The organism is Desulfospira joergensenii DSM 10085 (genome assembly GCF_000420085.1).
Classification (GTDB): domain Bacteria; phylum Desulfobacterota; class Desulfobacteria; order Desulfobacterales; family Desulfobacteraceae; genus Desulfospira; species Desulfospira joergensenii.
Map to the genome: position 1 here is coordinate 1161856 of NZ_ATUG01000001.1, position 15722 is coordinate 1177577.

The 15722-nt window shown below is 51.4% G+C and carries 11 protein-coding genes; 5 read left to right on the forward strand and 6 right to left on the reverse strand.

The window, feature by feature from the left end; all coding sequences use genetic code 11:
• The first annotated feature begins 91 nt into the window (after positions 1 to 91).
• The 5 genes from F608_RS34450 (at position 92) to F608_RS34455 (ending at position 6556) form a co-directional block, all read left to right on the forward strand.
• The gene (locus F608_RS34450; RefSeq protein ID WP_161626824.1) at positions 92 to 3433 is read left to right on the forward strand and encodes a flagellin N-terminal helical domain-containing protein; all 3342 of its coding nucleotides are present in this window, start codon (positions 92 to 94) and stop codon (positions 3431 to 3433) included.
• A gap of 129 nt (positions 3434 to 3562) precedes the next feature.
• Positions 3563 to 5263: a flagellar filament capping protein FliD gene (gene fliD / locus F608_RS30875; protein WP_022664678.1), complete on the forward strand. Its 1701-nt coding sequence runs from the start codon at positions 3563 to 3565 to the stop codon at positions 5261 to 5263.
• Positions 5264 to 5287: 24 nt separating this feature from the next.
• Positions 5288 to 5746 (forward strand): flagellar export chaperone FliS, encoded by a 459-nt coding sequence (gene fliS / locus F608_RS0105850; protein WP_022664679.1) that lies wholly within the window; start codon positions 5288 to 5290, stop codon positions 5744 to 5746.
• Positions 5747 to 5770: 24 nt separating this feature from the next.
• A complete protein-coding gene (locus tag F608_RS0105855) occupies positions 5771 to 6172 on the forward strand; it encodes a hypothetical protein (protein ID WP_022664680.1) in 402 nt (133 codons plus the stop codon).
• A gap of 12 nt (positions 6173 to 6184) precedes the next feature.
• Positions 6185 to 6556, forward strand: a complete 372-nt coding sequence (locus F608_RS34455) for a flagellar protein FlaG (protein WP_022664681.1) — start codon at positions 6185 to 6187, stop codon at positions 6554 to 6556.
• Positions 6557 to 6560: 4 nt separating this feature from the next.
• On the opposite strand, the gene fliW is transcribed toward F608_RS34455, so the two are convergent.
• From fliW to F608_RS0105890, 6 genes are all read right to left on the reverse strand, one after another.
• Positions 6561 to 7007 carry a flagellar assembly protein FliW gene (gene fliW / locus F608_RS0105865; protein ID WP_022664682.1) on the reverse strand — a complete coding sequence of 149 codons (447 nt, stop codon included), beginning with the start codon at positions 7005 to 7007 and terminating at the stop codon, positions 6561 to 6563.
• A 5-nt stretch (positions 7008 to 7012) separates the two neighbouring features.
• Positions 7013 to 7255, reverse strand: coding sequence for a carbon storage regulator CsrA (gene csrA, locus F608_RS37105; RefSeq protein ID WP_022664683.1), 243 nt, complete (start codon positions 7253 to 7255; stop codon positions 7013 to 7015).
• A 13-nt stretch (positions 7256 to 7268) separates the two neighbouring features.
• Positions 7269 to 10355 (reverse strand): flagellar hook-associated protein FlgL, encoded by a 3087-nt coding sequence (gene flgL / locus F608_RS0105875; protein ID WP_022664684.1) that lies wholly within the window; start codon positions 10353 to 10355, stop codon positions 7269 to 7271.
• Positions 10356 to 10369: 14 nt separating this feature from the next.
• Entirely contained in the window at positions 10370 to 14635 is a 4266-nt protein-coding gene (gene flgK / locus F608_RS0105880) for a flagellar hook-associated protein FlgK (protein ID WP_022664685.1), read from the reverse strand.
• A 2-nt stretch (positions 14636 to 14637) separates the two neighbouring features.
• Positions 14638 to 15126 (reverse strand): flagellar export chaperone FlgN, encoded by a 489-nt coding sequence (gene flgN / locus F608_RS0105885; RefSeq protein ID WP_022664686.1) that lies wholly within the window; start codon positions 15124 to 15126, stop codon positions 14638 to 14640.
• Positions 15127 to 15294: 168 nt separating this feature from the next.
• Positions 15295 to 15609 (reverse strand): rod-binding protein, encoded by a 315-nt coding sequence (locus F608_RS0105890; protein WP_022664687.1) that lies wholly within the window; start codon positions 15607 to 15609, stop codon positions 15295 to 15297.
• Between the last annotated feature and the right edge of the window lie 113 nt (positions 15610 to 15722).

The following is a 15722-nucleotide window of genomic DNA, read 5'->3' on the forward strand; positions in this document are numbered from 1 at the left end:
GGAAATTATTTCCATATTCAGCGTCAAAACCAGGAAATACTTTCCCCGAAAAAACAGAACATGGAGGAACCATTTACACGGAGGAAAAACTATGGCGCTTAGAATCAATACCAATGTGTCGTCATTGAATGCACACAAAAACATGGTAAAAACAGACAATCAGCTGACAACATCCCTTGAAAGGCTTGCTTCTGGCCTGAGAATCAACAAGGCTGCTGACGATGCATCCGGCATGTCCATTGCCGATTCACTCCGTTCCCAGGGAATGGGACTTGGCCAGGCGGTAAAAAACGCAAATGACGGAATCAACATCGTTCAAACGGCAGATGCGGCCCTGGAAGAATCCATCAATATTGTCAATACAATTAAAACCAAGGCCATCCAGGCAGCCCAGGACGGGCAGACCACAGAGTCCAGGGCCGCCATCCAGGCGGATATAGACAAGCTGATGGAAGAACTGGACATCATTGCAAAGACCACCTCTTTTAACGGCCAGAAACTCTTGTCCGGGCAGTTCACCGATAAAAAATTCCAGATCGGGGCCTATTCCGGGGAAACCGTAAATATTTCCATTGCCTCATCCGAATCCACCAAGATCGGGCATGTAACCACAGGACTCTTCTCCCTTAAAGATGATGAGCCCGGAATCGTGGAGATTGCCATTTACAGCACACTCCAGGATAAAAATTTCCAGCTCCAGGCAACAGAAATCGCCTACAGCAATTCCAGGGAAAACAGCATGGCCGCCGTGGCCGATTCCATTAACAAGCTTTCCGACGTTTTGGGCATTTCCGCCCAAGCCATCGTTAAATCCACCACTTCATCCACCATTGGGGAAGGAGAATTAGGCGAGTTCTACATCAACAAAGTAGCAATGAATGGGGTCAAAGTCGCCAAAAACGACACCACCGGCTCCCTGGTCAAGGCCATCAACAACAAGACTTCCCAGCACGGTGTCAGAGCCACCGTGGATGCAGCCGGGTATCTTACCCTCACTTCAACCGACGGCCGGGCCATTGAAGTCAAGACGGATGACGAAGGACTGGCATCTGTCTTCAAGGGCGATGATTTATCCACCGTTGGAAATATCCTGCTGACCCAGGCCGGCTCCAATGACATTGTCATCACCAATGTGGACGGGGGAGAGGTGGTTTCCCTGACCAATAAGATGGATATCCGGACATCTGAGGAGTTCTCCTTGCCGACGACAGCGGCCATCGGATCAAAAATTGCCAAGAATTCAATCATCGGCGCTGGTTGGAAGACCAGCCAGGATATCAGTACCAGTGCATCCTTCACCGATGATATCGTGACCACCCTGGACTCGTCTCTGACAAAAGGATCCACACTGGGATCCGGATCGGTCATCTCATTCCAGGGAACCATCTTCGGACAGGTCGTCATCTCCGGTGATACCGGCAGCAGCACCGTTGGCGGCACTACGGCAGCCTATTCCACCCTGACCAGCGGATCAGTCCTGGCAAAAGGCTCGGAAATCGGAACCGGGATTACCCTGGGAGGCGAATCGGTTATTGAAGAGACAGCCGCCACCACGGCCGACAGCACCATAAAGACGGGCTCAAACCTGGCTGCCGGATCTGTTCTTGCCTCCAATACCGTCCTCACCGCCAGCACCGTCACCATCGAACAGACCAAGGCCACGGTGGGAAGCAGCTTTCTGGCATCAGGCTCCACCCTGACCGCCGGGACAATCATCGGGAAATCAACCGACCTTGGCAACAGCAGATTTATTGTCGAGGCTTCCGAAGAAACCACATCCTCCAGCACCCTGGCCAACGGCTCCATACTCAAGGTCGGAACCGTGCTTGGAAACGGGACAACGGTAAACGATGAAACCACCATCTTCCAGACCGGAGAGGTAACGGCCAACAGCACATTTCCTTCGGGCAGTACCCTTGCCGGGCACTCCCTTCTCAAGGCAGGATCATATATTCCCGCAGGCCTCACGGTCGTGGACGTCAACGGAGATTCCTACGGAGCCTCCGGAGTATACCTGTCCAATGACGTGGTGCTTAAGAGTGCGACCAACGGAAGCGGAGTCGTTGTCACGGCTGGAAGCACCCTGGCCAACGGCACGATACTCGGTTCAGGAACCACCCTCCACGCGGAGGATATTACCCTAGCCGTTGAAAATGTTCTGTCCGGGGGAAATCTGGATGCCAAAGTCGGGACCTCTCTGGCCGGGGGGACCATTCTTGCTTCCGGTTCCCAGATGGGTGTGGAGATTACCCTGAGGAGTACGGCAACATTGTCAGAGAGCATAACCGCTGCCAAGGATAAATCTGTACTGGCCGCCGGGACCTCCTTAAGTTCAGGATCCCAGGTTTCTGCAGACCTTACATTGAAGACCGGATCCACCATTGGCGGAGATCTCATTGCCGAGACCGGATCCAGTTTTGCAGAGGGGAGTATTCTAAAACAAGGTTCGCTGATCCACACGGACCTGACCCTGAAAGAGTCCTCCACCCTTACCACGGATATGGCCAGCATTCCCAAGGAGATCAGACTGGGTGCCGGCACCATCCTGGGCTCGGGCAGCATCCTTCTGGAAGGCTCTGCCTTTGACGGGCTGTTACGGCTGGACGGCGACGTCAACCTCAAGAAGGACCAGGGAGTAAACGCCGACAGCACCATTGAAACAGATACCTCCTTTATAAAAGCAGGCTCTGAAATCGGTGGTTTTGCCACGGCCAAACAGGATATGGACGTCATCATGGGTGAATTTGTCATGGGGGCAGGGACCAAACTGGCCCTGGGCTCCATGCTGACCAACGGATCCACCATCGGGGGAACCATCACCCTGGATCAGGATGAGACCGTGGCGGCCGGCACACTGATGCTCCTGGAAAGAGGATCTATCCTTGCCCACGGCAGCCTCATCACCGCCGGGACATACCTGACCTCTGATATTACGGCGGACGACGGCAAGGTATACCCGGCCGGCAAAACCCTTGAAAGCGACATTACCACCGCCGGAATCAATGTCCTTAACGACCCGCTGACCCTGCAGGAGGGCTCGGTTATTGCGGCAGGGAGTACCATAGCGGCCAATGCAGGGGTAAACGGTGCTGAAACCGTACTCACCGATTCTTCAACGAGCCGGCTCTCAGACGTAAGCGTTCTGACCCAGGATGGTGCCCAGATTGCCATTGCCGTGGCTGACGCCACCCTGAAAGACCTGGACAAAGTCAGGGCGGACCTGGGATCTGTGCAGAACCAGCTCAACTCCACCATTGCCAATATTTCAACCACAAGGGTGAACGTTCTTTCCGCAGAATCCACCATCCGGGACGTTGACTTTGCCGATGAATCTGCCAATTTTACCAAACTGCAGATCCTTGCCCAGGCTGGAACTTTTGCTATGAGTCAGGCCAATGCCAGCTCGCAGAACGTCCTAAGTCTGCTTCAATAAGCCATTTACCTAAAGCCCCGGAATTAGTCCGGGGCTTTTTTTTCTCATGTTTTTTGGGATTCGGTCCGATAATAGATATAAATTGATGGACTATGCAATGAGTCCATAACAGAAAGACGGAGAAACAACATGGCAGGATCAATCACTACTTTGGGAATCGGGTCGGGACTTGATCTCCAGAATATCCTGGACCAGCTCAAAGAAGTAGAAAAAGCCCCCATCACCGCCAAGGAAACGGAAAAAAGCGAGCTTCAGAAAAAGACAAATGCATATAGCAGTGTAAATTCCAAACTCTTTTCCATGAAATCCAAGACCCTTTCCCTTTCCCTTGAGTCTGATTTCCTGAACAATAAAACTTCGGTATCCGACGAAGACATACTTACGGCAACGGCCAATAACGGTATTAAATCTTCTTCCCACTCCATTGAGGTAATTCAGAAAGCCCAGTACAGTTCCTGGCAGACGAAAGCCGGGGCAGCAAGCAGGGATTCGGCGTTCTTTCCCGGCCTTATAACCGGCATTGAATCAAAGGACGAGGCCTTCATCACCGAAGACGGAACCATGATCATGAAGTACGGGGCTCCGGATGAAGAGAAAGAAATCGGCATCCACCTGGAGCCGGGCATGAGCCTCACCGATATTGTCGGCGCCGTCAACGCCTCGTCAGCCAACAAAGATGAGGATGGGAACCCCCTTATCATGGCCTCCCTTGGAATCAGGGAAGACGGAGAAAAGGATCATTACTATATCCGTCTGGCATCGGCATCTGGCGGCGATTCCTTAGATTCCCAGATCAGCGTGACCGGAGCCGACTTTGCCATTGCCGATACCACGGTTGCCATGGGGCTGGCCGGCTCTGACAGTCTTATGTTCCTGAGCGTGGCCCCCGGCACTACCTATGAACAGTTTGCCACAGCCGTCAACAATGCAGAGGACAATCCGGGAATTACGGCAAGCGTCGTAGATACCGGAGACTCGGAAGCGCCTTTCCGGCTGACCCTTACGGCAAAAGAAACCGGAGAGGACAACAGAATCGGGCTTTCAGAGAACCTAACCAACGCCATGACCCAGACCACAGGGGTGGACGAGTCCCTGAACGCCGTCTTCAAGGTGAACGGTGTCGAATATCAGCGCCAGAAAAATGACGGTATTGATGACGTAATTTCCGGCGTCACGCTGAGCCTCAAGAAAGCTGGGGAAACCTCTTTGGGAATTCAAAAGGACCTGGACTCGGTAAAGGAAAACATCATCGCCCTGGTTGACGGATTCAACGATCTGATTTCCGAGATCAAGGGATCTGACGAGGATGACGAAGACACCGAATCTGATGAGTCTGAATCAATCCTGGCAGATTCCTATGAAATGAAAACCATTTTATCCCGGCTCCAGGCCCTGATCACCACCAATGTGACAACCGATTCTCCATACTCAAGCCTGATTGACCTGGGCCTGGAACTCAATAAAGACGGGACCATGAACCTGGATGAGACCGTTCTCGAACAGGCCATCCAGTCCGATCCGGAAGGAATCCAGGCCCTGTTCATCGGAGATGTAGACGCCGGTATCGCCGGCCTGGGAGATATCATCGACGACGGAATCACAGCCATGGTCAGTTCCACGGGTCTGGTTTCAACCGAAATCGATGAAGCCGAGACCCGGATGGACAACCTGGAAAGGGATATTGAGGCGGCTACGGAAAGACTTGACAAACGGTATGAAACACTGACCGCAGAGTTTGTGAGACTGGACTCTTTGATCAGTTCCCTTAACAGCCAGGCAGATGCAATGAACAGCATCATTGAGTCTTTTACAAGCGCGGCAGATAAATAAACAAAGGTTTTCGGAGGAAGATAAATGGCGGCAACAGCCGGAATCAATAAGTATCTGAACAATCATTATGAAGGCATGAGCCCGGAACAGCTTATTCTCCTGCTTTTCAAGGCAGCCCTGGACCGGATACAGAAGGCCAGGGAAGGGATTGAAGAAAAAGACCTCCGGAAAAGAGGGGAAAACCTGAGCAAAGCCATAGCCATCGTCTCCGAGTTGAACGCCTCGGTGGATTCTACCATGGACGATGAAAATACCCAGTTTTTAAGAGGGCTTTATGCCGCCATTCTGACGGAACTGCCCAAGGTATCCATCACAAACGACACAAAAATCCTGGACCGGGCCCATGGATATCTTTCAAAGCTCAAGGAAATCTGGGAAAATGAGGTGATGGGGAAAAACGGACCGCCCGCCCCCCGGAAAAATCTGGCAAAGGCATACCCGGGCGTTGCACCAACAACAAACTTTAGTTCAATCTCCGTTTGACTAATGAACCAAGGGGATTTATATATGAGCCAGGAATTTCATGAAGTAGAGAATGCCCTGAAGCGGCTGGAAAAAATTCAGGCGGAACATATTGAGTCATTCCAGATCCAGCTTCTGCCGGACCTTGAAGCCCAGACGGCAAAAAGAAGGGAGGCTTTTGACAACCTGATCTGTTGTCTGGAAAAATTTTTCACCCGGACCGGACAGGATGATGAAGAGCAGACAGCCTCCATGGTGCTGATCTTTAAAAAACAATTAAAAGGGCTGCAGCGTCAGAATCTCACGCTGAAAGAAAAAGTTGAGGCATACAGGGAGGATCTTAGGGCTCGGATGAAACACCTAGCAAAAGGCAGGAAGGTTATTGACTCCTATCGACCGCCGTCCTCCTTTTCAAACAGACCCAGGGCCATTAGTTTAACAAATTAATAAGGGGGTAAAATGGATATCAAGACCATCAACCCGGTCAGTGGTGCAGGAAAAATGGCAGACACTGCCCTGCCCCAGACGGCCATACCCAAAAATGATGCGGAAACCGACTATACGGCAAAAAAAGACCGTAAACCAAATGAGAGGGGTTTATCTTTTCAGGATGCAAAAGATATCGCTGAAGGGATGAATGGACTCATGGATGTGCTCAATCACACCAGCATCGGATTTTCGATCCGGGAAGAACTCAATCATCAGATTGTGGTGGAAATCAAGGACAGGGAAACCGACGAATTGATCCGGCAGATCCCTGCAGAAGAGCTGCTGGCAATCAAAGAAAAAATGGAAGAGGTCACCGGGCTTATCTTCGACCAGAAAGCGTAAAAAATCACTCTGATTTTTCCGGCTCCAGAATATCGTATTGACAGGGATAATCGGATTCTGAGATCACCACCTGGACCGCTTGGTTATTTTTGGAGTTAATGACCAGGGGTCCCATAAGATTTGCCGTGATCTGCCTATCTTCTTCCCGCTCTAAGATATTCACCACCACGTAAACAAGGATGTCTTTCTTTTTTATTCCCCCCCACCCAAGGTCCTGGATGATCTTTTCCAGGTCAATGGTGTAATCCGGTTTGAAAATTTTGGGATCCATGATCACAAGGGCAAGGTTGGGGGCTTCAACGGACTGGAACCAGCAGAACGGAGCTGTTTTCGGATCTTCGAGCATGACAAACTTTTCAAAACCGGGGAATCCCGGCAATCCCTCCGGCATGGACAGAATCTTATTTTCATCAATTTGAATCTCGCCAAATTTTCTGGTACCTATCTTCAACTTTTCTACTCCTTGAAAAATTTTTTCTTGATCAATGCGGCGGCCTGGGTGATATCGCCCAACTCTTTTTCAGCAGATTCAATATTCCCCTTCTGTATCTGTTCAAAGATTTCCATTCTCAGTATGGTGATCTCCCTGGGGGCTTCAATGCCAATTTTCACGCTATTGCCTTCAACGCTGAGAACACTGACGACAACTTCGTCTCCGATCTTGATTTTTTCGTTTTCTTTCCGGGTTAAAACAAGCATATCATCCCTATTCCTAGGTTAAATAATCGACAAGGCTTATGTTCATCACCTTTGTAGTGGATGCCAGGGCCGCCTGGTAGGCGGTTTGGATATTCATAAGGTTCATGATCGACTCAATCGCATCTGCATCCTCTATATTTGATCTGCGTTCCGTCAGATTTAAGCTGACCTCGCCTGCAATGGTTTCCCTCACCTGGAGGCGGCTGTATTTCATTCCCATGTCAACAATTTTTGAGGTCATGTTGTCAAAGCTGGTTTCCAACCGTCCAATACTTCTTTCAATACCATCCCTGTCATTTTCAGACAAGTACTCTTTCAGATCAATCAGGGTATTGAATATGCCCCAGTTCACCTCCCTGCTGCTTTCCATGGAAGTATACACATCATCTTCAAGGGAATCAAAGCCAAGAACGCTTCCAATGCTCTGCCCGGTCCCTCCCAGGGATGTGGGCCCATTGTCCCCGGAGTGCCACTGAAGCCGGAACTCTTCCAGTTCATGTCCGTTTTCCTTGATAGTGAATTTCCGGGTCACATCGTCCCAGGCCACAGTATAATCGATCCGGTTGCCCTTGGCAAGGGACTCCGCCTCCATGGCCTTCTCTATCTCCTTGGCCAGCTGCTCGTGGCTGGTATAGGTCTTCTGGGCAATGCTGGCCGTCAGATTGCTGCTCGTCAGATAAACATCATCGTTGGCAATTTCGACAAAATCAATCTTGTCGTTTGTCCCGTCAATGGTGATATTGACAATCTCCTGATCACTGATGGAAAATTTTGCCGTATCATCACTGGCCTTGGAAAATCCAAGCTGTTCCGCAGCATTGGACTGGGTATATCCTCCGCTGTACCAGAGCATTTTAAAGGAACTGATATCTGCGCTTCTCCCTTTTTTAAACACAAATTCCTGTTCTGTCGCATCATACTCCACCACGTAATCTACATTGTTAAAGGAAGCTTCCGTCATCTCGGTTTGAATGGCCAGAGCCACATGGTTCAGATCCGTGTAGTCCCCTTCTGGAATTTCAATACTGGCCGTGACCGTATTGCCGTCTGCATCGGTTTCGGCAAACTCGATCCACTTATTGCCGACATCGATGGTCATGACCACAGGATTTGTGCTGCTGTCATAGGAAAGGTTCTGGGTATAATCCGCATCCGGATTAAAGCCCAGGGACTTGGCAATGGTGTCACTTTCATTCCCCCCGCTTTCCCAGAGCAGGCTGAGATCCGAAATATTGCCGGAAACATCCTGGATATTGAAACGGTTGGTCCCGGCATTATACGTCACAGAGTAATCTGCCGGAGGCGCATTGGTGGATGCCGCATCCATGGCTGCCTCCACGGCAGCGGCAAAACTTGTGGCATTCCTATAGGTCCCCGGGGCAATTGTGGCTGTGACCGCAACTCCGGCCGTTGCCAGGAGGTCAAACTCCTCAAAACTGAAGGTATTGTTTGATGTGTCAAGGACAATGGTCCGATCCAGGGCCGTATCACTGGACGGGTAAACCGTGGAGTCATCCACTGAATTATACCCCAGGGTGGACGCCGCATTGCTCAGGCTCCACTGGAGATGGAACTCATCCAGTTTTCCTCCCTGCTCTTGGATCATAAACCGGCTCGTCACCGGGTCATAGGACACGTCGTACTCGACATTATTAGGCCCTGCGGTGCTGGCGGCTTCCATCTTGTTTTCAATGGCCTTGGCCAGGGCGTCCATATCCGTATAGGTAATGTCAGCACCTGTGGTATTCAAATCAATGGCAAGGGGGGTGGTTCCGCCGGTAGAGTTGACCTCCGTGAAAAAAATCTGGTCGTTTGTCCCGTCGACAAAGACAAGATCGGTAATATACACGGCCTGGTTATCAGACACGGCAGGCGCCTGGATGACGTTGTCGGCGTTGAAACCGATTTCGTGTCCCGTGCTCTGGTCCCCCTGGGCAGGGATAATCTCAAAGGAGATATAATCCCCCACATTATCCACGGGTGCGTCCAGTTTGATGGTGATATCCGGGAACCCGGATTCATCCAGGTCAATTTCAATTGAATCGGCAGTTCCGCTGATGATTTCCGGCGTGATGGTATATCCGGGATTGTTCACGATCTTCCAGGTATCATCTCCCTGCCAGACCAGGGTAAACGGCTCTGTTCCCGCAGGTTCGGGGGTGCCGATGGTCAGCACATCGATGTCGACACTAATGGATACATCATCGGGATCAATGGTGTCGCTGGTCTGGATGTAGTTGATATAGGCCTCTCCCCCTGTTTCCCACTGGAACTCGGTCCTCAGGTAGGACCCGTATGACCCGTCCTCCCGGATGGAGTACCTCTGGGTATCCATATCGTACTCCACCATATAAGTGGCGCCGTACCCCTCTTCTGCCGAAGCCTTGTTGAGTGCATTTCTCACGGCAATGCCAAGCGCTTCCCTGGTGTACAACCCGTCAGGGATGACTGCGGTCAGGACCTTTTCAGAAGCGGACCCGTGCCCGTTATCCTCGGTAAAGACAATGGTATTGTTGGTCGCGTTGATTTCCACCGCATCATCCCAGAAGGTTTCCTGTCCGTCCCGGCCCACCTGGACCTGGGAGTTCTTGTCCGTCCGGATTTCAAAGGGGGTGTTGTTGCCCAGATAGATCACCCGATCCGGATCACTTGCGGTATCATATTCAAAGGGAATGGTATTGGTCTCGGTTCCCCCAAATATATAGTTGCCGTTCACCTGGGTGTTGGCCAGGGAGACGATCTGCTCGACGATGCTGTCGATCCGCTCGACTGCGTCTTTTCGTTCATCATCTGTCACTGAATCATTGGCCAGGCGGATGGCTTCTGACTTGGCTTCCAGAATCAGGTTATTGAGACTGGTCAGGGCATTCTCCCCGCTCTTTAGCCAGGATTTTCCCATGATCACGTTCTTTTCGATCTGCTCCAGGTTGCCGATGGAATTTTTCAGGGACAAGACCTGGCTGAGACCCAGGGGATCATCAGAGATCTCGTTGATCTGCTTCTGGGTACTGACCACCTCGTTGGCATTCTTGAGACTTTCGGTCAAATTGCCGAGCCGGTAGGTGGCGGTGTAATAGGTGTTGATATTGGGCACCCTCATCTTGTCTTCTCCTCTTACCTCATGCTAATCAATGTGTTCAGCATCTCATCGGATACGGTGAGCAATTTGGAAGCTGCGGAAAACGCATGCTGGTATCTGATGAGCTTGATCATCTCTTCGTCCAGGGAAACCGCAGACACGGAATCCCTTTGCTCGGTTATGTTGTTGACCATGGTATCGGCAAATGATTTTGCGTTTTTGATACTCCTGGACTCGATCCCCAGGGAGCTGATAATGGTGTTGAAATAGTTGTCCAGGGAGGCTGTCGTGGTATTTGACTGGGCCTCCCGGCCCCGGGTGTAACTCCATATTTTCATGGTCTTGTCCTGGAACTGGACATCTGCGATACCCAATGCATTGGCATTATCCCCCTTGCTGATCTCTCCGGTGCTGCTGTCGATTGAGGCCGCTGCCACAAATTTGGTATCTGCCAGTATCTCATTGATGCCCATGGAGATGGCGTCGATCCCTGTAAAAAAGGTATTGATCCCGGCGGCCGCGGCCAGGCCTGAACAGGAAGAGGCATCATCTGAAAAAGCATACCCGATATCCGAGGTATTGCGCTGATTCAAATCAAATTCCACATAACCGTTGCCGGTAACCGCCTCTTCAAAATCGATGCGCATATCTGCCAGTCCGTCTCCGTTAAAGTCAATGGCAAACCCGTCATCATCCCCTCCTTCCGGTATGATCTGGAGCACTCCTCCGGTGGGGTCTTTCAAGACACCCCAGACTCCGGAACCGGACCGTTCAAACCTTAAATCCGATGCCGCAAAATCAATGGCACTCCAGTCCGTGACGGTCACGGTGACATTATCCTCGGAAAACCCTTCCGTTCCCGAATATTCCATATTCTGAACCGTATAATAATTTTCCGATGCTTCAAATTTCAGATGGTTGTCCTGGGTGACCGAGGCTTTCATGCCCCCGCCGACTCGATTGAACTGCTCCGCAAAGGAGTCCAGGGTCCAGTGCCAGTCGGCCATGGTCTCCCCCGTGGGCTCGCCGGCCTCGTTCTGGGAAATAGGAACCCCAGTGTCATCGGTGGTAATGGTGAACACATCTCCGTCGAACAGGGTCCCGTCATAAAAGTTCAGGCTCATGCCATCCACCTCCACTTCCACCGGTGCCAGGGGGGTATAGGGAGGATCATGCCCCTCAATGGTAAAGGTGCCTGTCGTTACACTATTGGACCATTGGATGACCAGGGGCTCGTCCCCTTCCTCCGGCACTGTCCCGACCTTTCCCCCCGAGATCACCTTGAACTGGTAAAGCTCGTTAATGCTGTTGGCCTGGCCCGTAATTCTGAAATCCAGGGGATCGGGGACACCGGATGTATCCGTATTCAGGGTCAGGGTGTTTCCGGCGACCAGGCTTCCCTTGCCGATATCAAAGGTCAGCATGGTCACCCCGTTTTCGACAATGGAGGCCTGGCCCTCATCTTCAATCTTGATCAGGCCGGAAACGCCGGTCCTGACCCCGTTGCTGTCCAGCCGTTCCCACATGATGATTCCCTCATCATCGTACAGGGAGGAGGTGGTGGAGTTTCTGTAGGTCTTTGTGGGATCTGCATCCAGGGTATCGTTTTCCGGCTGGTTGCTCCCGGTACCTGTTCCCGTCCTGATATTCAGCTTGGCGTTGTTTCCCCCGGAATCTGAAAAATTTTCGATCTTAATGGGGTCATCCAAGCCCGTATTCTTGATGACGGACACGGAACTGCCCGTTCGGACCACGTTATAGTTGGCATCAATACCGGCGGTGATCAGGTCGGCGGTGATTTCAGCTTCCAGTAAAGCTGCGAGCTGAAGATCCGAGGTGCCTGCACCGGCCGTGGTGTCAAATGAGATATTGGCCCCGTCCAGGTCAAAAGAAATGGTTTCTCCGCCGGCAGAGGAGAATCCGGAAAATCCCCCTTCCCCGCCCAGGGTCAGAATGGAACTGCCCAGGATGGCCTTGTTTGTGCTGAAAAGCCCGCCGGAACCGGCACCGGAAACATTGGACTGAATGATCATTCCCGCTTCCACCACCGTGGTTACCGTACCTGTGATCACGGAGCTTTTCAACCCGGCAGCAGCCGTACTCTCCTCAATGGTCACTCCGGTTCCGTTGCCGGAAAAATTCATATTGTCTACGGATAAAGCAATGCCGTCGTACCGGACCGTGTCCGAGGCATCCACCACATTGTTGAACCGCAGTTCGGTGTTTGCCGCGGCCGAGGTGGTAGTGCTGCCACCCAGAGCTGTGACATTGACTATGGCGTCATCTCCGGTGTCTCCGGAACCGCTTCTCAAACGGATGCCGGAACCGTCCAGGGTCCTCAGGAGAATCGAATTGGAGGAGGTATCCCGTTCAACTGTGAAAGTACTCGGTTCCAGGGTTGTGGACAGGGCGTCATAAAAAGCCTGGACCATGGTTTCCTGGTCAGTCACGTCCACACCGCTCAGGTCGATTTCGACCTGGGTTGTGCTGGCGGCAGCGGTACCGCTCCCTGCCAGGCTTGAATCCACCGTAAAGGTGACCGTATCCCCGGAATCAAAATTACTAAACCCGTCCAGGCGGATGCCGGTATTGTCCTGGACTTCAAAATCCTGAATTCCCAACGTCCTGCCGGCGCTGGAATGCAGGGTAAACCCGTCAAGGTAAAGGTCGTCGTCCTCATTGATCAGGTTAACGGATTCCACACCGGCGATCAGGGAATCTTCAAACTGCTCGTTTAGAGTACCGGCGGAAGAATCACGGATAAAACTCTGGTTTTGAATGATACCGTCCACATACAGTGAATACTTAACCTCATCCCCGTCCTGAATCCCACCGTTATCCACCAGTTGAAAGGTTGCAGAGGTCTCAGATGCATAGGCGCTGACCCCCTCTATCTTGTTTAGCTCTTCAGCAACAGATGCCGCTGACCTCCGGGCATCTCCGCCCGCATCTTTTACCTCAATCTTGCTGGTGCCGTCCGGGCCGTTGTAAATCATCAGGGTCTGGTCGGCAATGGCCCGGTCAAGGGTGGTTGCCACACCCGATGTCGATCCCCATACCGTGGCAAGTCCGTCCCCGTCAGACTCTGCCACCTCCATGTCTCCCAGAACCGCCTCATCCACCACGGTCAATTTGTATTTGGACTGTACCGCTCCCGGGGCGGTTCCCTGCCAATTGGTGATATTTGCCTGGGAGATGCCCATGTCCATCATGATTTTTCGGTATGCGGTTTCCGCGTCTGTCCGGTCCTCGGTCCACATGGTAAAGTCCTGGGTAAAATCGATCTTGTCCCCGAACTCAAAACTGGTCAGCCATCCGCTCTCATTGGTGGAATAGGTTCCTGTCATCGGTTCACCGAAGTACTCCAGGCCGGCTCCCCGGGAGTGCTGATAGTTGATGGCCCAGATCATCTCCCGGGCCAGTTCGTTTACCTCTGCCTGGTACTTTGGAATCACCTCGTCCCTCATCACAAGAAGTCCGCCGATCCGGCCGCTGCTTATCTTATCCGTGATAGCCTGGCCCGTGCCCGAGGAGCCCAGCCAGATAACATCTTCTCCGGACATTCCCAGTTCATAGGTATCCACCCCGTTGACCAGGGGAAATCCATTGGCCCCGTTGATGATCAATGATCCGTTGCCCTGCTCGATGATATCAATATCAATCAATTTCCCCAGCTCATCCACCAGGGCGTTTCTCTGGTCTCTCTGGTCATTGGCCGTGCGGAAGGCTTCCGCGGAAACCACTTCCCCGTTCAGGTCGGCGATCTTTTTGATAAGGGCATTAACCTGTCCCACAGAGGAATTGATATCGGCGTTGATATCTGTCAACAGGTCATCCATGTCCAGAACCGTGGATTCAAACCGGGAGGCAAGCTTGGCACCGCTTTCAAAAATCGTCACCCGCTCGGAAGATCCTTTGGCATTGTTTGAAAGCTTATGCCAGGAATTCCAGAATTCCGTTAAGACGGTGGTCAGGCTGGTTTGGGAGTTTTCATCAAAAAAACCCTCCAGAACCCGCATATAAGACTCCTGTTCTTCCAAAGAAGTCTGGGTGGACATCTCCTTGGTCAACCGCTCTTCCAGCAGCTTATCCACACTCTGCTCGACCTGGTTCATGTCGACCCCGGTACCGAAGAGGAATCCGGCATATTGTGAAGGTGTCCGGCTGATGTGGTCTGCATTCTGGACCGAATAATTGGGGTTGTTGACGTTGGCGATGTTCTGTCCGGTAATATTCAACCCGTACTGCTGGGCGGCCAGAGCTGTTTTGGCGATGCTGAGGGTAGAGGATAATCCTGACATGGCTACACCTTTGTTTGGATAAGCGGGGGCTGATCTTTGGGCCTTGAAATGGTGCCTTGGTTCCCGTATTGATCCTTGTTTTTCAGGTTCACCACAGTTGAAAAAATACCGTCAATCACGGACAGATACTCCGTAATATACTTTTTATTTTCCCTGGCCAGGCGGGTGATCTCTTTTTTACAGGTATCAACGGCAAGGCCCAGGGTTTTGAGTCTGGACTTTTCCGCTATTTTCAGGGGAAGATTCTTCACTATTTTAGACGTGGAAAGACCTTTTCCGCCGCCGGTATCCGGTGACAAGGACCGAATTCTCTCCCGGATCTTCTCAATGGCCTCCAGCAATTCCCTTTTCCGGTCAACAGATGCCCACAACCCGTCGATATCCATATCGATAACATAGGCTTTTTCCTGCTCGATTACGCTCTGTAAGGTTTGATATAACCCCAGTTCCTCCTCAAAAAGGTCTGAAATTGTCCCGGCAATTTTTTCCATGTCCTGCCTCCTAACCCAAATATGGTTTCAATCGGAACTCAGACCGGTTCTTACATCCGATCAATGGGGAAATTTTTTCCCCTATTCCGATTCCAACGCCCTTATTTAGCTATAGATAGCAACTAATATGCCATGGAAAAAACTTAAGACTGGAAAGAAGAAGAAAGCCTATATTGTGTTTTTAAGCTGGTTGTAAAGAAAGTTCTTCAGGCCGGTGGTCTGATTGGCCTTGGACAACTCGTCGGTGAGGTATTGATCGTACATGGAAGTATAAATGGATGAAGAATTGGATTCGCCGAACAGGGCATCCCCCTCAAGGGTATCCCGCATGGATTCCATGATTTTCTTCAGGAAAATGGCCTCAAACCCCTCGCAGGCCTCTTTCAGCTCCTGATCCTCTTTGGGATCAAGTTTTTTCCCCTGTATGGCCTCAGCATCCGAAGAAAACAGATTCTGCCGAACCAAATCAATCTTTCCGGTCATCTCCCCCCCCACGTATGGACGAAAGTTTGCCCAGATGCAAGACGCAAGAAATTTTGAAACCGGAGCGTACTGTGGTACGTGAGGATTTCAAAATTTTGAAGCAACGCCGCAGA